Here is a 19,680-nt window from a genome sequence, read left to right as displayed (position 1 = left end):
GATTGTTAAGCTAGCTATTAGAGCGATACTACTCATATGAACACCCCTTCCGAACTGAGATCTCTCGAGCTCGTTACTCGACTCAAGCGAGCGCCCTCAGAACATAAAGGGAATGCTGGCAAAGTCCTGCTTGTTGGCGGTGCGCCTGGCATGGCTGGGGCATTAATGTTGTCTGGAAGTGCGGCGCTTCACTTAGGAGCTGGCTGGACCATCTTGGAGATGCTAGATCCAACGGCTGCTCATGCCATGCCAGAGCAGGCTGAGCTGATGGTACGCTTAGCTAGCTTTGAGGCAAAAGAGCAACTAGAGACCACTGCCCCCGATGTCATTGCAATTGGTCCTGGACTCGGATTTTCCGCGCTGGCAAGAGATTGGCTGATTGCCACACTGCGCTACCCAAAAGCACCCATAGTGATTGATGCTGATGCACTCAATTTAATTGCCGACACCCCAGAGTATTTAGATCTTCTCAAAGAACGCAATCAAACCTACCCAGGCATGAGCGTTCTCACCCCGCACCCAGGAGAAGCTGCACATCTTCTTAATACGACAGGCGATCTTGTGCAAGCAAATCGTTTGACTGCCTTATCGGATCTCGTCAAACTCACCAGCTCTATTGTTGTACTTAAAGGTCAACATACACTCATAGCCTCACCTCTTCACGAAGCTATGCAATGCCAGCAAGGCAATCCTGGTATGGCTGTTGGCGGAATGGGGGATGTGCTGACAGGCAGCATTGCTGCAATTGCCGCTCAAGGTCTTCGCCATCATCTCAATTTATGGGAAGCAAGCTGTATTGGGGTTCAGCTCCATGCATCTGCGGCAGATAGTTTGGTAGCTCAGCAAATTGGTCCTATTGGACTTACTCCAACTGAGGTTATTTTCGAGATGCGGACCCTGCTCAATAAGCTGTTATAAAACTGCATGCAATCCGCTAGAGAAACTCTTCAACACCGTCGTTACGTTTACGGCCTCTTAATGGCCGGCTTAGGCTCTGTACTATTTTCCGGGAAAGCGATTCTCATTAAGCTTGCTTTTGGCTACGGAGCAAATGCAGAGACTTTGATTGCTTTACGGATGTTGATGGCCCTCCCCCTCTTCTGGGGTATTTTTTGGTGGCACTCACGCAAACAGGTCATGAACCCCCTCACCTGGCGAGATCAAGCCAAGATATTTGTTCTGGGATTTATGGGTTACTTTCTTTCCAGCTATCTCGACTTTTTGGGACTTCAATACATCTCTGTTGGATTAGAGCGAATTGTGCTGTACCTCACTCCAACCATCGTGCTCTTGATTTCTTATTTTGTATTAAATAAATCTATTAGTCGTTTGCAGTGGTACGCGCTCGCTGTTGGGTATCTTGGGGTGATTGCAGTATTTATCCAGGATGCCAGCTCGACTGGGGCCATGGCTGTGCTGGGCATGTTGCTGGTCTTTGCTAGCGCATGCTCCTATGCAATCTATATGATTGGTTCCGGAGAAATGGTAAAGCGTGTGGGTAGCGTCCGCTTAGTGGTCTATGCCAGCTCTGCCTCTGCACTTCTTAGCGTGATTCAAATTCTGATTTACGATCCTTCCGCGGTCTTTACTCAAGTACAGCAGATTTATTGGCTCAGCCTTCTCAATGCAAGCCTTTGCACTGTCATTCCAATGCTCTTAATCATGATTGCAATCAATCGCATTGGCTCACCCTTAGTTGCTCAAGCCGGAATACTCGGCCCCGTCTCAACACTATTTATGGGCTGGCTTGTACTATCCGAGCCGATTACCTGGATTCAGCTTGTTGGGATGAGCTTGGTGATGGGGGCGATGTGGCTGTTAGTGCGCAACGACGGTGCTAGCAAAACAAAAGGGGCAAACCCTTCAAAGCCGTTAGACCTTGAGGGATCTGACCCCTTAAATTAGCTACTAAGTTAAAACTCAGAATTTATTGCTGAGGAGCTACAGGCTGAGGGGTTGCTGGCTGTTGAGCTGCTTTTGCCTTTTTCTTGGATTTTTTCTTAGACTTCTTCTCTGCCTTTTTATCTTTCTTAGACTTCTTGGCAGTCTTCTTAGCAGCTTTCTCTGGTTGAGCAGCGGGCGCTTCTGCTGGAGCAGCTGCTGGAGCAGGTGTTGTTACCGGGTCCGCCGCCATTGCGCCAAGGGGTGACAAACCAATCGAGGCAGAAATGAGTGTGGCAAAAAATAGTTTTACGAAGCGGGCAATCATTTAAAACTCCAAAAGGTTTGTGGATAATTTGATAATACCCAATTATTTCCCATTCCTACCTCATTTATCCAGGGCTTGCGCATGAACTCTTTTCCATCCGATATTTATACAGAGCCACAGGGATACTCAGTTAATACCCTGGAGAACCTAGGCCCCCTTACTCGCCTTGCTGGCATCTGGGAAGGTCAGCGTGGCTTGGATATCAAACCAAAAGCTGAGGGGCCCAAGAAGCAGGTCTATACCGAACGTATTGAGATGCAGCCAATCGACCCCCAAACCAATGGACCGCAATTGTTTTATGGTTTGCGCTATCACCTTCACATTACCAAACCAGACCAAGTAAAAACCTATCATGATCAAGTTGGGTATTGGCTTTGGGAGCCTGCAACCGGGCTGATTGTTCATACCCTCACCATCCCACGAGGCATGGTCACTATGGCAACAGGAAAAGCTTCCGCCAATGCAACTCAGTTTGAGTGCGTAGCCAAAATTGATGATCCGACTGCCGGTATCTCCTCAAGTCCTTTTTTAGACTACGCTTTCAAAACAATTGAGTACCGCATCATGGTGACCATCCTGGAAGATGGCACTTGGTCTTATGAGCAAGATACCGTGATGATGATTAAGGATCAGACTGAACCCTTTCATCATCTAGACACCAATGTACTGACAAAAGTAGGTGAGGCAACTCCCAATCCGCTTGCGCTCGAGGCAATGAAAAAGCCGTCCTAAGACGGCCTTTCGGGCTGAATCTTTCTGTTACTTAAGCTGGCTGCGCTTCAGTCTCAGTAATTTTTTCTAGAGCCGCAGCAAGATGACCAACAGTGCGATCAACATGAGCCAGTTTCTCTAGGCCAAATAAACCAATTCGGAAAGTACGGAAGTCTGGACGCTCATCACACTGCAGCGGCACGCCAGCAGCAGTTTGCAAACCAAGAGCAATAAACTTCTTACCAGACTGAATATCTGGATCTTTGGTATAGCTCACTACTACGCCAGGGGACTGAAAGCCTTTTGCTGACACTGAGTGGTAGCCGTTCGACACCAATAAGGCACGCACCTTCTCACCCAACTCTTGCTGTTTGGCTTTGAGTGCTGCGAAACCTAATGACTGGGTTTCTTTCATCACATTACGCAAAATTTTGAGCGCATCTGTTGGCATGGTGGTGTGATACACATGACCACCCTTTTCGTAGGCCTCCATAATTTGGAGCCACTTCTTCAAATCCATTGAGAAGCTGCTGCTTTGTGTAGCTTCAATACGCTCGCGCGCTCTGTCGCCCATAGCAATCAATGCACAGCAAGGCGAGCTACTCCAACCTTTTTGTGGAGCCGTAATTAATACGTCAACATTACAAGCCTTCATATCTACCCACATTGCACCAGAAGCAATGCAATCAAGAACAAATAAACCATTCACTGAACGAACTGCTTCACCGACAGCCTTGAGGTAGTCATCCGGCAAAATAATTCCGGCAGATGTTTCTACATGGGGAGCAAAAACCACTGCTGGCTTTTCTTTCTTAATGAAAGCAACCACCTCTTCAATTGGCGCCGGAGCAAACACACCCTGGGCGGCATCTTCCAATTGCTTACCTTTGATAACAGTAATATCTTGGGTAATGTTGGCGAGGTCAAAAATCTGAGTCCAGCGGTAGCTAAACCAACCATTGCGTAATACGAGACACTTTTGATTATTGGCAAATTGGCGGGCAACCGCTTCCATGCCAAAGGTGCCGCTACCTGGAACAATCACTGCAGAGCTGGCGTTGTAAGCATCTTTCAAGACACTAGAGATATCGACCATGACTTTTTTGAACTCTTCAGACATGTGGTTTAGTGAACGATCGGTATAAACAACCGAAAACTCTAATAGACCGTCTGGATCAACATTCGGGAGTAAGCCTGGCATAGTAATTTCCTAGTAAATCGTATGGATAGGACTAAATGATACTGATTTAGCACTCTTTAGGTGGCGAACCTTTGAAAATCGGCTTTTTCGGCAAATAAAGGGGGTTAAGCGCTTTTCCGTGCCGCGGAAGAAACCAATATTCCGACCACAATCAGGACAAAAGCTAGACCATGGAAAAGCTGAGGGGGATCCCCCAAAATAGCAGCTGAGAGCAGTGCCGTGAACAAGGGAATAAGATTGGCAAAGAATGCTGCCACCGTGGGCCCAGCACCATTGACCCCCAAACCCCAGCAGCGATAGGCAATTAATGACGGGCCGATTGCCACAAAAACGATTAATGCCCCAGTCCAGTAGTTAAGATCAATAAAGGCATACCCCGTAGCAATCTCAGCCCCCTCAAATAACATCGTCCACATAAATCCAATGAAGACCTGGGCCATTAAAAACTCAGCCCACGGCCACTGACGCTCAGTACTCTCTCCTGGACGACTAATCATCCAGCTATAGAATGCCCAAAGAATCGTCGCCAACATGATGAATAAATCGCCCATCACTACTTCCATACTGAACAGGCTAGCAGGCTCACCACGGGTTAACACCACAGTGACGCCGACTAAAGAAACAAGCGCCCCTAGCATTTGCAATATCGTTGGCTTAACTTGATACAAGACAGCGCCAATCAAGAGCATCCAGATGGGCATACTGGCCCCAATCAGAGTGACATTAATAGCCGTCGAGGTCTGCAAGGCAAGGTACAGGAGTACGTTATAGCTACCAACCCCCAATAGACCCAAGACTAAAAAGCGGCTTTTGTTTTGCCAAAGAGCGCTGCCTGGCTTAAATACTTTCCAGCCAAAAGGAAGCAAGAACAAAGCTGCTAAACCCCAGCGAACCGCACTCAAGGCAATTGGGGAGATACTTCCCACCAAAACCCGTCCAGCTATCGCATTAGCCGCCCAGAAAATGGTGGCTAGCGTTAAGTAGAAGACAGTCGACAGGGGTATTTGAGGCATTCGGCAAGATTTAGCTAAGTAGATGGGGTTTATTGAGCCCCAAGAAGGACTTTACTCAAGCATTGTAGAAACAAATGCCTGGTATTGCTAAGATAGAGCTTAAATTAGCGACGTCCATCTGGCATTGGCAACATAAAAGGAGTTTTAGTGGAAATCATCACCAATATTGAAGATTTACGAGTTTTACATCAAAAGCGCACCCCCAAGATGTTCTATGACTATGCGGATTCTGGTTCATGGACTGAGTCTACTTACCGATCTAATGAATCCGATTTTCAGAAGATCAAACTGCGGCAACGTGTTGCGGTGAATATGACTAACCGCACCACCAAAACCACGATGGTGGGTCAAGAGGTGGCAATGCCAGTTGCATTGGCTCCAACCGGATTAACTGGCATGCAATATGCCGATGGTGAAATCCTGGCTGCCCGCGCTGCAGAAAAATTTGGTGTTCCTTTCTGCTTATCCACCATGAGTATTTGCTCTATAGAAGATGTCGCAGAACGAACCACTAAACCTTTTTGGTTTCAGCTCTACGTTATGAAAGACCGTGGCTTCATTGAGCGCCTAATCGAACGCGCCAAAGCAGCCAAATGCTCCGCCCTTGTTCTCACTCTGGATTTACAAATTCTAGGACAACGTCACAAAGATTTAAAAAATGGTTTGTCCGCACCTCCAAAGCTGACGCTTACCAACATCATGGATATGATGACGAAGCCACGCTGGTGCATGGGCATGGCTATGACCCCGCGCAGAACCTTTCGCAATATTGTTGGTCACGCAACTGGTGTTGGCAATATGTCCTCCCTCTCCTCCTGGACAGCTGAGCAGTTTGACCCTGGCCTGAGCTGGGATGATGTGGAGTGGATTAAAAAACTCTGGGGTGGCAAGCTCATCATTAAAGGGATTTTGGATGAAGAGGATGCTCGCTTAGCGGTTAACTCCGGCGCAGATGCCTTGATTGTCTCCAATCATGGTGGACGTCAGTTAGACGGTGCTATCTCCAGCATTAAAGCTTTACCAGAGATCGTCAATGCAGTTGGCAATGACATTGAGGTTTGGATGGATGGTGGTATTCGATCTGGTCAAGATGTATTGAAGGCTTGGGCACTCGGTGCACGTGGCACCATGATCGGTCGCCCCTTCCTCTATGGCTTGGGTGCCATGGGTGAGGCTGGTGTGACTAAGTGTCTTGAGATCATTCATAAGGAACTGGATATCACAATGGCCTTCACTGGGCATCGCGACATTCAAAATGTGACTAAAGATATTTTGTATCCAGGAACTTTTTAATATTCCACACCTCGCAAATTACCCCGGATTAGTATTTGTCATCTCTACTGTAGCCCTCTCCGGCTCAGTATGGTTTGGCTATTCCGTACTGAGTAAGTACCGCACAAAAGATACTGAGACCTCTGCAGACCTAGGAATTATCCAGACTGCAACCCTCACCCTGCTTGCTTTGATCATTGGCTTTACCTTTTCCATGGCTATTGCACGTTATGACTTGAGGCAGACTTATGAGGAAGCCGAGGCAAATGCCATTGGTACAGAGTTTTTAAGGGCCGATCTCTTGCCTAGCAAAACTGCAGAAACTATCAAAGGGTTTTTGAACGATTATCTGGATCAGCGCATCTTGTTCTACTCCAAACAAGATCGAGAGACCGCCAAACAAATTACACAACGCACTATTGCCATAGAAAATGCCATGTGGAGCGAACTTCTCCCGGTTGCGCGCAGCCAACCATCCCCCAATATGGCGCTCGTTATCTCTGGTCTAAACGATGTTATTAACGCCCATGGTTACACCCAGGCTGCTTGGTGGAATCGTATACCAACTGCTGCTTGGTGGCTGATGGCAGCAATTGCAATATGCGCAAATGCATTGGTAGGCTTTGGCGCGAGGAACTTTAAGCGCAATATCGGCCTATTTATGATTTTTCCAATGGTGATATCTATTGCATTCTTTTTGATATCCGATATTGATAGTCCTCGTGGCGGCGTAATCCGAATTGACCCACGAAATTTAATTGACTTAAAACACAACATAAACACAGTGTCGAGTCCCGCATCTAGCATAGGTGGTAAAAAATGAAACGTGTTGTAGATGTATATAAAGATAGAGGCCGTGAACTAGTTTGGACTTATGTCATTCACCTTGGTAATGTTGAATTTCATCCTGCTCAAATTGACTTTGAGCAAGAAGCTCTCAGACTTTCTCAACTTGATAAGCGCGGAACACTGAATGAGCTCAGCGCTAAAGCTAGACTCTCCGTTCGATAAATTTCACTTCGACTCTGATATATGAAACCCTTAAGTAAAAAAGCCAAGATGGCAGTTGGATGGACAATTTTGATGACCGTTATCGGCACTGCCATGCTGCATCAATGGGAATTCTTTGCCATGGGTTGCGCTTCAATTGCGCTACTACTTGTTGCGAACCACTACGATCTGCTGAAAGATCCTGAAGACAAAAAGTAAGGCCCCCATCTTTCGATAGAGGCCCTGATTGGTCTTTTTAAGACTACAGCGTTGGGTAGTCTGTGTATCCGACTTCCGCCCCACCGTAAAACGTTGCACGGTCATAAGCATTCAGGGCTGCGCCCTGCTGGAAACGCTCAGCCAAATCTGGATTGGCAATATACAAACGACCATAAGCTACAGCGTCTGCCAAGCCAGCCTCTAAAACAGCTTCGCCCATGGCTTGATCATATCCGCCAGCACTAATGAATTGGCCTTGATATGCAGCCCGGAAAATCTCTGAAGTAATTGGTGCCTCAGAGTTCACATGGTCATTACCGCCAGCGGTAGTAGATCGCGGCTCAATCATATGAACATAGGACAACTGATAAGCATTGAGCTTTTGAATCACTGCATTGAACAAGGCAATTGGATCGCTATCAGCAATATCATTAAAGCTACCGTATGGTGACAAACGAATGCCAATACGATCACTTGAAAAGACTTTGGCAACAGATTCGATCACTTCGCCTAGCAAACGAAGACGATTTTCAATTGAGCCGCCATACCCATCATTACGTTGATTGGTTTTATCTTGTAAAAACTGATCCAACAAATAGCCATTGGCAGAGTGAATTTCCACACCATCAAAACCTGCTGCTTTGGCATTGGCAGCAGCCAATTCAAAATCTTTTAATAGGCGAGCAATATCCACAGTCGTCATTGCCTTCGGAGTTTCGTAATCGTGCAACTTCCAGTCAGCACCGTAAGTTTGACCTGCAGGCGCAATAGCAGATGGAGCCTCAGGGATACCCTGCTCAGGATGCAATGAGGAATGGGAAATACGACCCACATGCCATAGTTGAGCAACCATCTTGCCACCCTTGGCATGTACCGCACTCACAATCTCTTTCCAAGCAGCTGTTTGCTCGGCGGAATAAATTCCGGGGGTTCCTGGATAGCCCTTGCCGATAGCAGAAATTTGCGTTGCTTCACTGATGATCAGACCAGCACTTGCTCTTTGTGCATAGTATGTTTTTGCTAAAGGGCTTGGCACATCCCCTTCGATAGCGCGCATTCTAGTAAGCGGCGCCATCACCAGGCGATTTTTTAATTCAATAGCGCCAAGTTTGACGGGGGTAAACATCATTTCTTTTCCAGACATGAACTACTTCCTTTTAATTGGATACGTCAATTGAAGGACAACTTTAGCAGGGATAACAGAGTCCTGCAGTCGCCCTGCTAGACCTTTTGAAAACTCTTTCGACTGCCACGACTAATTCTTGGGCTAGATTTAAATCTAGCCTCTATACCCTCAGCCAGCGCCTGAAACTCCTCAAGATGTGCGGTAGAAGCTCGAGCAACCAGTGCGATCACCCTCTTAGGGGCAGGCGGAGCCAATGGACGAGCAACCAATGTCGTGCCATTTAAAAGCCCTCCTTTAATCGCCATCTCAGGCAATAGTGCAATGCCCATACCGGACTCCACCATTTGCAACAAAGTCAGCAAACTCGTTGCTTCCACACCATCTGCATTCCGAATATCAGAGCGCTTACAGGCCTGCATAGTGTGATCGCGAAGGCAGTGGCCTTCCTCTAACAACAATAAGCGTTCAGCCATTTTTGCAGGCAAATGAATTTCCTTACCCTTGAGGGCTGGGTCGTCTTCTCTGGCTACCACCCAAAATTCATCGATAAAGAGTTCTTTTACCAGCAAGCCGGCCGTGTCATATGGCAAAGCAATTAATGCAAAGTCCAGCTGATGATCAACTAAGCGCGACAATAAATTAGCCGTTAAATCTTCGCGCAAGGCAACTTTTAGATCAGGATAATGTTCCCGAATATCAGGCAAAACATTTGGCAACAAAAATGGTGCGATGGTTGGAATCACGCCAAGACGAATTGTTCCTGACATCGGCTTGCCAGCAGCATCCGCATATTCCACTAAATCTTGAGAGGAGGCCAAGATCATCTTCGCCCTCTCCAGAATCTCCATTCCAATTGGAGTAATGGCCACGTTTTGGCGATCTCGCTCCACCAAGCGCACACCTAGACGATCCTCGAGCTCCTTTAACCCTGCACTTAAGGTTGACTGGCCAACGAAACAGGCCTCTGCAGCCCTAGTAAAGTTCAGCTCTTGAGCAATGGCTACAAAATAGCGCAACTGACGTAATGAAGGTAAGGCAGTCATAGGTTGCAAAACTCCTTATAATCGATTTATTAGATAAATAATATCATTATTATTTATTGGACTGATTATCTTTTGAGGTTCAGAATTCATTCCATGGTGTTTAAACACCTTTTACCAATCAATATGAAAAGGAATGAAAAAATGGCACGTCCAGAAATTAAAACCATCCAAAACTTAGAGTCTGCTTTTGCAGGTGAATCTATGGCGCATATCAAGTATCGTTATTTTGCAAAATTAGCACGTGCTGCTGGCGATATTGAAACTGCTGAAATCTTTGAGGCAACTGCAGATCAAGAAGTCATGCATGCCTTTGGTCACCTCGATTTACTCTACCCTGCTAACACCATTACCCCTACTCGCGCCTTAGAGATCGCTATCGAGGGTGAGACATACGAATACACCGAAATGTACCCAACCTTCCGCAAAACAGCGGTAGATGAAGGCAATACAGCAGCGGTAATGGAGATTGATGAGCAAATTGCTGAATCAAAAGAGCATGCAGAGCAGTTTCAAGCCATGTTGGCAAAAGCAGCAAAACGCTTTGCAGCCTTGGCTAATGTAGAGGAGCGCCATGCTAACCACTATAAAAAAGCCTTAGAAAAAGCGAAGGATTTTGCGGCTGCCTGAGCCAGCTCGGAAATAAAACAGAATTAAATTTAAACTGATTAAATTATCTTAAAGGAATTATCATGAAATCTTGGCAATGTATCGTATGTGGCTTTATTTATGACGAAGCAAAAGGCTTACCGGAAGACGGCATTCCAGCAGGCACTGCTTGGGCTGACATTCCAGAAGATTGGGAGTGCCCAGACTGCGGAGTAGCAAAGTCTGATTTTGAAATGGTTCAAGTTTCTTAATTCAAGCCTTACATCACTCAGTTAACTGCATTACTAGGGAGTCCAGCTTTGGATCATCAGAATCAATCATCTCCATCAGGAATTGTCATCATTGGTAGCGGCTTAGCTGGCTTTACAGTTATTCGCGAATTGCGCAAGCTTGATAAAGCAGTGCCGATCACTCTGGTGACTCGCGAGCCGGGCTACTTTTACTCAAAGCCGATGCTCTCTACTGCACTAGCCAGCAATAAGTCTGCAGAGCAATTGGTCTCTACTAATGCTGAGGGTATGGCGACTCAATTGGAGATTACGATTTTAGGAGAGGCTGATGTACTGGCTATTGACACCGCTGCTCAGACCATTGAAACCTCCAAAGGAAATATTTCTTATGGCAAGCTAGTGCTTGGTTTGGGTGCTGATCAGATTAGACTTCCTTTGCAGGGTAATGCTGCTCAAGAAGTGATTACAGTAAATGATCTTGAAGAGTACGGTCAATTTCGAAAATCTATTGAAGGCAAGAAACGAATTGCCATACTGGGAGCAGGCCTCATTGGCTGTGAGTTTGCAAATGACTTGCTACTTGGCTCTTACGAAGTGGATGTGATTGATTTGGCTCCTCAGGCCCTGGGTCGACTGCTACCCGCAGCGGCAGCCCAAGCTCTGCAAGCAAAGTTAAGTGAAGCTGGAGTTTGCTGGCACTTTGGGACTACCGTGCAATCGATTGATCGCCATGATGACTCTCTCACCATCACTCTCGCCAATGGAACGGTGATCACTAGTGACGTATTTCTATCAGCAGTAGGCTTAAAGCCACGACTGGATTTGGCTAAAGCGGCTGGCATTAAAACAGGCGCAGGAATTATGGTTAATCGCCAGCTAGAGACAAGCGCAAAGAATGTCTATGCCATCGGTGACTGCGCTGAAGTCGATGGCTTAGTTCTGCCTTATGTCATGCCAATTATGCAGGCGGCACGCGCTTTGGCGCCAAACCTCCTTGGGCAGCCTACCGCCCTGACCTACCCTGCTATGCCAGTAATGGTGAAGACTCCAGCACTACCAACGATAGTTTCTCCACCAGCTAAAGATGCAGTTGGCGATTGGAAAATTAATGCTATCGAAGGTGGCCTTGAGGCGCGATTTGAGTCAGGTGATGGCAAGCTGTTAGGCTTCGCACTTCTTGGATCAGCTACAGCACAACGAGGTGCACTGACAAAAGAGTTGCCGCCAATATTGCAATAAGCAGTAATTTTTTATTACTCAATCAATTTTTTGAGTAGTCTCCTAGATTAAGAAAAGGCCCGCAATTGCGGGCCCTTTTAATGAACTACTCCGACTTACTTAAGCAAGTGCGACAAACCAAGTTGCGTTATGCGATTGAGCGACCATCAAGAACAACATTGGGATAGAAAGCATCGTGTTGAAACGTGAAACCAGCATCGCAACACGCGCAGACTTCGCCTTCACATCTGGCTCAACCGCAACAATACCCAAGGCGCGTTTCTGAAGCGGCCAAATAATGAACCAAACATTGAAAGCCATTACCAAAGCAATCCACATACCTAAACCGATTGCGCGAAATGGTGCTTGCAAAGTAAATGCCTGGTGCGCATAGCCATTTACAACGGCCAAAAGCATCCCACTAATAACAGTAAACAAAGCTGCCCAACGGAACCAAAATAACGCCGTTGGAGCAATCACCTTCCCAATAGCTGGCTTTTGCTCATCAGGAATTTTTGGCATCGAGGGAATCTGCACAAAATTGAAGTACCACAGCAAACCAACCCACATCACGCCAACCATCACGTGAATCCAGCGGAATAAAAATGGTAACTCGATGGAGCTAAAGTTGGCACCTAAGCCCAAAACAATTAAAGCAAGGAGAACAAACCCAGCTAAAACTGTGCGCCCTAATGAGTTAAAGATAGATGCCATTAAAAACTTTCGCAATAAACAGTAGTTAAGTGAGATTAAGCAAAATTCTTGCTAGCAAAATCCCAATTCACTACATTCCAGAAGTTCTCCAAGTACTTTGGACGTGCATTGCGTGTATCAATGTAATAAGCATGCTCCCATACATCGCAGGTCATGAGCGGCTTTGCATCAGTAGTCAGCGGTGTAGCAGCATTGCTAGTTGAAACTAAATCCAAAGAGCCGTCAGCCTTCTTCACTAACCATGCCCAACCAGATCCAAAAGTGCCAATTGCACATTTTGCAAACTCTTCTTTGAATTTATCAAAAGAACCCCACTTGGCATTAATTGCATCAGCCAAAGGACCAGTCGAAGCACCGCCACCATTTGGCTTCATGCTATTCCAGTAAAAGGTATGGTTCCATACTTGAGCTGCATTATTAAATACACCGCCAGCAGATTTTTTAACAATATCTTCTAAGGATGCATTTTCAAACTCAGTACCTTTAATCAAGTTATTGAGATTGGTGACATAAGTTTGGTGGTGCTTACCGTAGTGAAACTCTAGCGTTTCTTTAGAAATGAATGGGGAAAGCGCATCCAATGCGTAAGGTAACTGAGGTAATGTGTGTTCCATCATTTTTTCCTTTAAAGACGTGTTAATAAATAGCTATAAGGCCATATTCGACCTAACTATAGACGATTCTGGCGATTTTGTTTGAGCGTGAAAAAATGGGGCTGACTCTATCAGCCCCACCCAAGGATTACTGGGCTGTCCAGCCACCATCCATATTCCAAGCCACTCCACGCACCTCTGAGGCGTCGGGACCGCAAAGGAAGATTGCTAATGCGGCCAATTGCTCTGGAGCCACAAATTCACCGGAGGGCTGCTTCTCCGAAACCAAAGCTTTTTTAGCCTCTTCATTTGAAACCCCATCACGCTCTGCACGGGCATCCACTTGTTTTTGAACCAAGGGTGTAAGGACCCATCCCGGGCAAATTGCATTGCAGGTGATTCCGGTTTTAGCATTCTCAAGAGCAGTCACTTTAGTTAGGCCAACAATGCCATGCTTAGCAGCTACATAAGCAGACTTTTGAACTGAACCCACCAAACCATGTACAGATGCAATATTGATAATGCGACCCCAGTTACGCTTCTTCATTCCAGGCAAAGCATGGTGAGAGGTATAAAAAGCTGAACTAAGATTAATAGCAATAATGGATTCCCATTTATCCGCCGGAAAATCTTCTACATTAGCTGTGTACTGAATACCTGCATTGTTCACCAAGATATCAAGTGATCCAAAACGTGTTTCAGTTTGCTTAATCAGATCTTCAATCTCAGCAGGCTTACTCATGTCAGCACCGTGATAATCCACTTCTACTCCGCACTCTTTGATCGCAGCGATAGCAGCATCTTTTTCACCAAAACCGTTGACCATGATATTGACGCCCTGCTTCGCCAATCCAATAGCCATCGCCAAACCGATACCGCTAGTAGAACCAGTGACCAGTGCCGTTTTACCTTTTAATTGAGACATGAATGCCCTCTAGAGAAATTGACAATAAAAACATAGGATACAACGGAAGAAATTAGATCAGATGCAGCCAGTGACCCAATTGATGCCAAACGCTCGTAGGCACCAAAGTTAGAAGCCAAGTCATTGTGAGATAGCGCAGTAGCTTTCCGATACACATATAGACTAAACAGGGTAGCCAGGGCAATCTGAGCCAGCCAGCGGCCAAACACAGGGGGTCACCAAACCCAGGCAGCCAAGATAGCAGCAGCATCTTAGGGCCCCGCTCCTCCAACCAGCGCTGCATTCGGTTGTTTGAAGGGCCTTTTAAGGACTCAAAGCTATTGCGACTCAGCAGCCCAAGCCACCAATCGAACATACCCCCCAAGGTGTTACCAATTGTGGCAACAATAATGGCAACCCAATATAAGTGCGGGTTAACCGAAACATACCCAAACAAGATTGGCTCTGAACCTACAGGCAATAAAGTTGCGGAAATAAAGGCACTAATAAATACCGCCGGCAAACCAACCGACGGCATACCAAAGTAGTCAAAAAACTGGCCTAGCATTTGCTCCATTAGGCAAGGGCTCCAGATCGTTTGGAAAGCGGGGTTTTGATCATGTCCCAAGTATGCCCCAAGCGCCATCAGACTCAACAATCGCTGGGATTGGGGTCAGATTTTGCGTCGCCCACAATCTTGAATTCTTGCTTAAACTGTGGGGATTCAATTATTTCTTAACTTTTTTAGGCAGCTAAATGAACCACCCTATTCCCAAGCCAGACCAATATCAAGATATGCGCGAAGCCTTGCGCGACCTCTGTGGAAGCTTTGACTCCGCATACTGGCAAAAAGTAGATCATGAGCGCGCCTACCCTGAAGCTTTTGTCGATGCTATGGCGCAAGCGGGCTGGCTGGCCGCCCTTATTCCAGAAGAATATGGTGGCTCAGGTTTGGGATTGGCTGAGGCTTCCGTCATCATGGAAGAAATTAATCTCTCAGGTGGTAATGCCGGCTCATGCCATGGTCAGATGTACAACATGGGCACTCTATTGCGCCATGGTTCAGATGCTCAAAAGAAGCTATACCTTCCTAAGATTGCTACCGGAGAATTACGCCTCCAAAGTATGGCTGTGACCGAACCGACTACAGGCACCGATACCACCAAACTCAAAACTACCGCCGTTAAAAAGGGTGACAAGTATGTAGTGAATGGTCAGAAGGTTTGGATTTCTCGTATTCAGCATTCCGATTTAATGATTCTTTTAGCGCGCACTACTCCGCTTGCAGAGGTAAAGAAAAAATCAGAAGGCATGTCAATCTTTATCGTCAATCTCAAGGATGCGATTGGCAAAGGCATGGAGATTCAACCTATTGCCAATATGGTGAACCATGAAACCAATGAAGTCTTCTTTGATAACTTAGAAATTCCTGCTGAGAATTTAATTGGCGAAGAAGGCCAAGGATTTAAATACATTCTTGACGGCCTCAATGCGGAGCGTGTCCTCATTGCTGCCGAGTGTATTGGAGATGCTTATTGGTTTGTAGATAAGGCCCGCCGCTATGCCAATGAACGTGTGGTATTTGATCGTCCGATTGGTAAGAATCAAGGTATTCAGTTTCCAATTGCAGATTCTTATATCGAAACAGAAGCTGCCAATCTAATGCGCTTTAAAGCTTGTGAACTATTTGATGCTAAACAAGCCTGCGGTGCCGAATCCAACATGGCTAAGTACTTAGCTGCCAAAGCCTCTTGGGAAGCCGCTAACGTTTGCCTGCAAACTCATGGAGGATTTGGCTTTGCCAATGAATATGATGTTGAGCGTAAATTCAGAGAGACACGCCTTTACCAAGTAGCGCCAATCTCGACTAACTTAATCTATTCCTATATCGCTGAGCATGTATTGGGCCTCCCCCGCTCTTTCTAATTCTGTAGACCTGTTAATTAATTTAGTGTTTGGATAAGCAATCTCATGAGCATTCGCCCCCTAGATGGCATCACTGTGGTTTCGTTAGAGCATGCCATTGCTGCTCCGTTTTGTACTCGCCAATTGGCCGACTTAGGTGCACGAGTCATCAAGGTCGAACGGCCTGGTGCCGGAGACTTTGCCCGCGCCTATGATGAACGGGTCAATGGCATGTCATCTCATTTCACTTGGGTAAATCGCTCTAAAGAAAGTCTCACCCTAGATCTCAAACAAGAATCGGCCTTGGCAGCACTAAAGAAGCTCCTCAAAACAGCGGATGTGCTGGTACAGAACTTAGCCCCTGGTGCCGCAGCGCGCATGGGCCTTACTGCAGAGCTATTGCAAAAAGATAATCCCGGCTTAATCTTGTGCGACATCTCAGGCTATGGAAATAATGGGCCTTATCGTGACAAAAAAGCCTATGACTTACTGATTCAAAGTGAAGCTGGATTCTTGTCGGTTACCGGCACACCTGAGACACCTAGCAAGGCAGGCAATTCGATTGCAGATATTGCTGCAGGCATGTATGCCTACACCAATGTTTTGGCAGCACTTCTCCAGAGGGGGAAGACCGGCAAAGGATCCACTATCGATGTTTCTATGCTGGAGTCTTTGGGTGAATGGATGAGCTACCCGCTCTATTACGCCTATGAGGGAGCTGCACCCCCTCCTCGCAATGGCGCATCTCATGCCACGATCTATCCTTATGGGCCATTTAAGGCGGGAGATGGTGGCACTGTGATGCTGGGTCTGCAAAATGATCGTGAGTGGGTTTTATTCTGTGAGGTAGTGCTTGAGAATCAAGCGCTAGCTAAAGATGAGCGCTTTGATAAAAACTTCAAGCGTAATGAAAAGCGAGATGAGCTCCTCTCCATCATTGATGCCTGTTTTAGCAAACTTACTACCCAGCAAGTGATTGCAAAACTAGATCAAGCGCAAATCGCCAATGCCCGCCTAAATGATATGCAGGGCTTATGGAATCATGATCAACTCAAAGCAAGGGATCGCTGGGTACAAGTAGGATCACCGGTGGGCCCTATTCCAGCGATGCTACCCCCAGGCAGCAATGACAGCTTTGACTACCGCATGGATGAGATACCTGCAGTGGGCCAACATACGGAAGCCATCCTGACTGAGCTTGGCATTTCTGCTGATGAGATTGCAAAGATGCGGGGTCAGGGCTCCATTTAAAGCAAGGGTGATGTCAGGTGGGCTGCATTCTCCAGCAGAACATGCCAATGCGGTCTCTTAGCCCAAGTTGCTGGATTTACCATATCTGATTTAGCCAAGTAAGACTCGATCAAGGTTTCGAGCTTGGCGCAGAATTCATCGTTGTATACGATTAAGCTAATTTCAAAATTGAGACGCAAGCTGCGCTGATCAAAATTGACTGAACCAAAAATGGCAACACGCTTGTCTATCAGCATGCTCTTCGTATGCAATAGGCCGCCATGGAACTCAGCGATATTCACACCGGCACTCATGAGATCAGAGTAGAAGCTGCGACTACTCCAAGCAACCAATGTCGAGTCATTTAACTTGGGAACAATCAGAGTCACCTTCACGCCACGACCAGCTGCTGCCATCAGCGCCTGAATCAAACCATCGTCAGGACCAAAGTAAGGCGTAGTGATGGTGAGCTCTTCACGGGCATCCATGATGGCTGAAAGCAATACTTGGTACAAGATATCGTCGCGGTATACCGGCCCGGAGGAAAACTCTTGAGCCAATACCTTCCCTTCTAGTGGGCTGGCAGCCGGCACTACATTGCTAAAGTGCGTAACTCTGGGATTGTCAACACTCCAGTCAAACGAGAATGTCAGCTCAAACTGAGATGCTACAGGCCCTTCAATTCTGACCATTGCATCTACCCATTCGCCCACACCTGAATCTTGTTTAAAAGTACGTGGGTCGACCATATTCATACTGCCAGTCCAAACGATGGTGTTATCGATCACAAATATCTTGCGATGCAGCCTTAAGTCAGCACGACGAAATTGAAAGCGGCCAACTTGAATAGGTAATGCCTCAGTTACTTTAATACCCGCTTTTCTGAAGCGCTTAGGCCAAGTCGATTTAAACCAGTCTTTACTACCTAAAGAATCCAATAGCACTTTACAAGCTACGCCACGCTTAGCCGCAGCGATTAAAGCTTCGCCAACACGATCTGCATCACCACCTAAAGCCCATATATAGAATTCCAAATGCAATGTTTTCTTAGCCTGATTAATCTCATCAATAAAGTATTGCAAGATTTCCAGAGAATTCGTAAAGAGTTCAATCTGATTGCCAGCGATTACTGGTGAACCATTTTTAGCCTCTGCCAAGAGACTCAGGGCCCTGCCTTCAATTGGCAGAAGTTGTTTATCAGCCTGATAGCGTTTGCGCATCGCTTCGGTGATGGCAGCGTACTCTTTATCCATGCGAATAATTTTTCGAGTGAGCTTTCGACCAACGGGACGCTCGCCAATGAGGATATAGAGGCTAATACCAATTAAGGGGAATAGAACCACAATCAGAAACCAGGCCAGAACAACGCCAACCGGCCTTCTCACTGAAATTAATCTAAATCCAAACAGAATCACAATAATGATGTGGGCTATTGGGACCCAAATAAAGGATTCACCAAAAATAGATCCTAGTAAAAAATTAATAATGTTCATAAAATTTCAAGTTCCGCTGCAATACCTAAGTGATCGGATAGTTTCAACCATTCATGCATCACTTCCGCAGAATGGATTTTTAAGCCCCGCACATAAATTCGATCCATTGGAAGCATAGGCTTCACACTAGGAAAGGTTTTTGCCGGGGCTCCAGTAAGTACTTCAAATACCTCATTAAAACCGGCAGCCTGCATCGGCGCACTCACGCGGTTGCGCCAATCGTTAAAGTCACCAGCCACAATAGTGGGACCACCATTCGCCAGTGAATCAATGTAACGAATAATTTCATTTAACTGACGCTCTCTCCCGCCTTCAAATAAGGCCAAGTGAACGCAAAAACAATGGATCGGTGTTGCTACACCCTCGAGCTGGGTGACGCTATGAAGCAATCCGCGCCGTTCAAATCGATAAGCCGAGATGTCGTAATTTTCACCCTTATGCAAAGGCCTCTTAGACAGAATTGCATTGCCATGATGCCCATCTGGATATTCCACATTTTTACCGTAATGCCAATCATGCCAAAAGTCTTCGGATAAAAAGTGGGTGAGCTCTGTTAAAGGCCATTGACCAAAGCGCCGAATTCGCCCTCGATGTTCCTGCTGAAGCTCTTGCAGAAAAAGCAAATCTGGATGATGGCTACGCATTTTCTGACGTAGCTCGTAGATAGTCGACTTCCTGTGCAAGGGTGATAGCCCCTTATGCACATTCATGGTCATGACGCTAAAGCGGCCCAACTTACTTTGCGTCATTAAAACTGTCCTGCAGCACGCTGCCGTCGAACACGTGCCAAATAAATTTCACCCTCAACTAAATCCTGACACTGCATGCACTTATTGCAAATGGAGGCTTGCTCACGCAACTCCTCAATAGAGTCGATTGGATGGGCATCAAGATATTCTCGAAGATCAGCATCGAGAACCTCATTACAGAGGCAAATGACTTCAGCCATGAGTTAAAAAAGGGAAATTGTTTGCATTTCTGCCATTTTGCCACCCCCTTGCTA

At 46.4% G+C, this 19,680-nt stretch carries 24 protein-coding genes; 12 read left to right on the top strand and 12 right to left on the bottom strand.

The window, feature by feature from the left end:
• The first annotated feature begins 36 nt into the window (after positions 1 to 36).
• Both A2X74_RS07670 and A2X74_RS07665 read left to right on the top strand, forming a co-directional pair.
• Positions 37 to 918 (top strand): NAD(P)H-hydrate dehydratase, encoded by an 882-nt coding sequence (locus A2X74_RS07670; protein WP_293624183.1) that lies wholly within the window; start codon positions 37 to 39, stop codon positions 916 to 918.
• Between the two features lie 6 nt (positions 919 to 924).
• Positions 925 to 1,905, top strand: coding sequence for a DMT family transporter (locus A2X74_RS07665; RefSeq protein WP_293624185.1), 981 nt, complete (start codon positions 925 to 927; stop codon positions 1,903 to 1,905).
• Positions 1,906 to 1,927: 22 nt separating this feature from the next.
• Here A2X74_RS07665 and A2X74_RS07660 read toward each other — a convergent pair whose 3' ends face one another.
• On the bottom strand, positions 1,928 to 2,209 hold the full coding sequence (locus A2X74_RS07660) for a protein tyrosine phosphatase (RefSeq protein WP_293624187.1): 282 nt from the start codon (positions 2,207 to 2,209) through the stop codon (positions 1,928 to 1,930).
• 81 nt (positions 2,210 to 2,290) lie between these two features.
• Here A2X74_RS07660 and A2X74_RS07655 point away from each other — a divergent pair, with 81 nt between their 5' ends.
• Entirely contained in the window at positions 2,291 to 2,941 is a 651-nt protein-coding gene (locus A2X74_RS07655) for a heme-binding beta-barrel domain-containing protein (protein ID WP_293624189.1), read from the top strand.
• Positions 2,942 to 2,972: 31 nt separating this feature from the next.
• Here A2X74_RS07655 and A2X74_RS07650 read toward each other — a convergent pair whose 3' ends face one another.
• Positions 2,973 to 4,121, bottom strand: coding sequence for an aminotransferase class V-fold PLP-dependent enzyme (locus A2X74_RS07650; RefSeq protein WP_293624191.1), 1,149 nt, complete (start codon positions 4,119 to 4,121; stop codon positions 2,973 to 2,975).
• Between the two features lie 104 nt (positions 4,122 to 4,225).
• Positions 4,226 to 5,134 (bottom strand): DMT family transporter, encoded by a 909-nt coding sequence (locus A2X74_RS07645; protein WP_293624193.1) that lies wholly within the window; start codon positions 5,132 to 5,134, stop codon positions 4,226 to 4,228.
• Positions 5,135 to 5,281: 147 nt separating this feature from the next.
• Between A2X74_RS07645 and A2X74_RS07640 the strand changes: the two genes are divergently transcribed.
• The 4 genes from A2X74_RS07640 to A2X74_RS07625 all read left to right on the top strand — a co-directional run bounded on the left by A2X74_RS07640 (position 5,282) and on the right by A2X74_RS07625 (position 7,615).
• Positions 5,282 to 6,427 carry an alpha-hydroxy acid oxidase gene (locus tag A2X74_RS07640; RefSeq protein ID WP_293624195.1) on the top strand — a complete coding sequence of 382 codons (1,146 nt, stop codon included), beginning with the start codon at positions 5,282 to 5,284 and terminating at the stop codon, positions 6,425 to 6,427.
• 193 nt (positions 6,428 to 6,620) lie between these two features.
• Positions 6,621 to 7,229 (top strand): hypothetical protein, encoded by a 609-nt coding sequence (locus A2X74_RS07635; protein ID WP_293624196.1) that lies wholly within the window; start codon positions 6,621 to 6,623, stop codon positions 7,227 to 7,229.
• Positions 7,226 to 7,417, top strand: coding sequence for a hypothetical protein (locus tag A2X74_RS07630; RefSeq protein WP_293624198.1), 192 nt, complete (start codon positions 7,226 to 7,228; stop codon positions 7,415 to 7,417). Before A2X74_RS07635 ends, A2X74_RS07630 begins: the two co-directional genes overlap by 4 nt.
• Positions 7,418 to 7,438: 21 nt before the next feature.
• Positions 7,439 to 7,615 (top strand): hypothetical protein, encoded by a 177-nt coding sequence (locus A2X74_RS07625; protein ID WP_215385992.1) that lies wholly within the window; start codon positions 7,439 to 7,441, stop codon positions 7,613 to 7,615.
• 43 nt (positions 7,616 to 7,658) lie between these two features.
• Here A2X74_RS07625 and A2X74_RS07620 read toward each other — a convergent pair whose 3' ends face one another.
• Positions 7,659 to 8,759, bottom strand: coding sequence for an alkene reductase (locus tag A2X74_RS07620; protein ID WP_293624200.1), 1,101 nt, complete (start codon positions 8,757 to 8,759; stop codon positions 7,659 to 7,661).
• 77 nt (positions 8,760 to 8,836) lie between these two features.
• Positions 8,837 to 9,784, bottom strand: a complete 948-nt coding sequence (locus tag A2X74_RS07615; protein ID WP_293624202.1) for a hydrogen peroxide-inducible genes activator — start codon at positions 9,782 to 9,784, stop codon at positions 8,837 to 8,839.
• A gap of 141 nt (positions 9,785 to 9,925) precedes the next feature.
• Here A2X74_RS07615 and A2X74_RS07610 point away from each other — a divergent pair, with 141 nt between their 5' ends.
• From A2X74_RS07610 to A2X74_RS07600, 3 genes are all read left to right on the top strand, one after another.
• Positions 9,926 to 10,411: a rubrerythrin family protein gene (locus A2X74_RS07610; RefSeq protein WP_293624203.1), complete on the top strand. Its 486-nt coding sequence runs from the start codon at positions 9,926 to 9,928 to the stop codon at positions 10,409 to 10,411.
• A 62-nt stretch (positions 10,412 to 10,473) separates the two neighbouring features.
• The gene (locus A2X74_RS07605) at positions 10,474 to 10,641 is read left to right on the top strand and encodes a rubredoxin (RefSeq protein WP_215385997.1); all 168 of its coding nucleotides are present in this window, start codon (positions 10,474 to 10,476) and stop codon (positions 10,639 to 10,641) included.
• Positions 10,642 to 10,689: 48 nt separating this feature from the next.
• Entirely contained in the window at positions 10,690 to 11,859 is a 1,170-nt protein-coding gene (locus A2X74_RS07600; protein ID WP_293624204.1) for an FAD-dependent oxidoreductase, read from the top strand.
• Positions 11,860 to 11,958: 99 nt separating this feature from the next.
• Here A2X74_RS07600 and A2X74_RS07595 read toward each other — a convergent pair whose 3' ends face one another.
• The 4 genes from A2X74_RS07595 to A2X74_RS07580 form a co-directional block, all read right to left on the bottom strand.
• Positions 11,959 to 12,552, bottom strand: coding sequence for a urate hydroxylase PuuD (locus A2X74_RS07595; RefSeq protein ID WP_293624205.1), 594 nt, complete (start codon positions 12,550 to 12,552; stop codon positions 11,959 to 11,961).
• A gap of 35 nt (positions 12,553 to 12,587) precedes the next feature.
• Positions 12,588 to 13,166, bottom strand: a complete 579-nt coding sequence (sodB, locus tag A2X74_RS07590) for a superoxide dismutase [Fe] (RefSeq protein WP_293624206.1) — start codon at positions 13,164 to 13,166, stop codon at positions 12,588 to 12,590.
• Between the two features lie 127 nt (positions 13,167 to 13,293).
• The gene (locus A2X74_RS07585) at positions 13,294 to 14,070 is read right to left on the bottom strand and encodes a 3-hydroxybutyrate dehydrogenase (RefSeq protein WP_293624207.1); all 777 of its coding nucleotides are present in this window, start codon (positions 14,068 to 14,070) and stop codon (positions 13,294 to 13,296) included.
• A gap of 52 nt (positions 14,071 to 14,122) precedes the next feature.
• Positions 14,123 to 14,626, bottom strand: coding sequence for a YqaA family protein (locus A2X74_RS07580; protein ID WP_293624208.1), 504 nt, complete (start codon positions 14,624 to 14,626; stop codon positions 14,123 to 14,125).
• Positions 14,627 to 14,805: 179 nt separating this feature from the next.
• On the opposite strand from A2X74_RS07580, the gene A2X74_RS07575 reads away from it, so the two are divergent.
• Together A2X74_RS07575 and A2X74_RS07570 are read left to right on the top strand one after the other, a co-directional pair.
• Positions 14,806 to 15,975: an acyl-CoA dehydrogenase family protein gene (locus tag A2X74_RS07575; RefSeq protein WP_215301157.1), complete on the top strand. Its 1,170-nt coding sequence runs from the start codon at positions 14,806 to 14,808 to the stop codon at positions 15,973 to 15,975.
• 45 nt (positions 15,976 to 16,020) lie between these two features.
• Positions 16,021 to 17,205, top strand: a complete 1,185-nt coding sequence (locus tag A2X74_RS07570) for a CaiB/BaiF CoA-transferase family protein (protein ID WP_293624209.1) — start codon at positions 16,021 to 16,023, stop codon at positions 17,203 to 17,205.
• On the opposite strand, the gene cls is transcribed toward A2X74_RS07570, so the two are convergent.
• Genes cls through A2X74_RS07555 form a run of 3 tightly spaced genes read right to left on the bottom strand, consistent with a single transcriptional unit; the run spans position 17,202 to position 19,626 of the window.
• Positions 17,202 to 18,677: a cardiolipin synthase gene (gene cls, locus A2X74_RS07565; RefSeq protein ID WP_293624210.1), complete on the bottom strand. Its 1,476-nt coding sequence runs from the start codon at positions 18,675 to 18,677 to the stop codon at positions 17,202 to 17,204. The genes A2X74_RS07570 and cls overlap by 4 nt on opposite strands.
• Positions 18,674 to 19,426, bottom strand: a complete 753-nt coding sequence (locus tag A2X74_RS07560) for an endonuclease/exonuclease/phosphatase family protein (RefSeq protein WP_293624211.1) — start codon at positions 19,424 to 19,426, stop codon at positions 18,674 to 18,676. The genes cls and A2X74_RS07560 overlap by 4 nt, the downstream gene beginning before the upstream one ends.
• The gene (locus A2X74_RS07555; protein WP_293624212.1) at positions 19,426 to 19,626 is read right to left on the bottom strand and encodes a (2Fe-2S)-binding protein; all 201 of its coding nucleotides are present in this window, start codon (positions 19,624 to 19,626) and stop codon (positions 19,426 to 19,428) included. Before A2X74_RS07555 ends, A2X74_RS07560 begins: the two co-directional genes overlap by 1 nt.
• Positions 19,627 to 19,680 lie beyond the last annotated feature (54 nt).

The sequence above is a fragment of the Polynucleobacter sp. GWA2_45_21 genome (genome assembly GCF_001830325.1).
Classification (GTDB): domain Bacteria; phylum Pseudomonadota; class Gammaproteobacteria; order Burkholderiales; family Burkholderiaceae; genus Polynucleobacter.
This window is presented reverse-complemented; position numbering and strand designations above follow the sequence as displayed.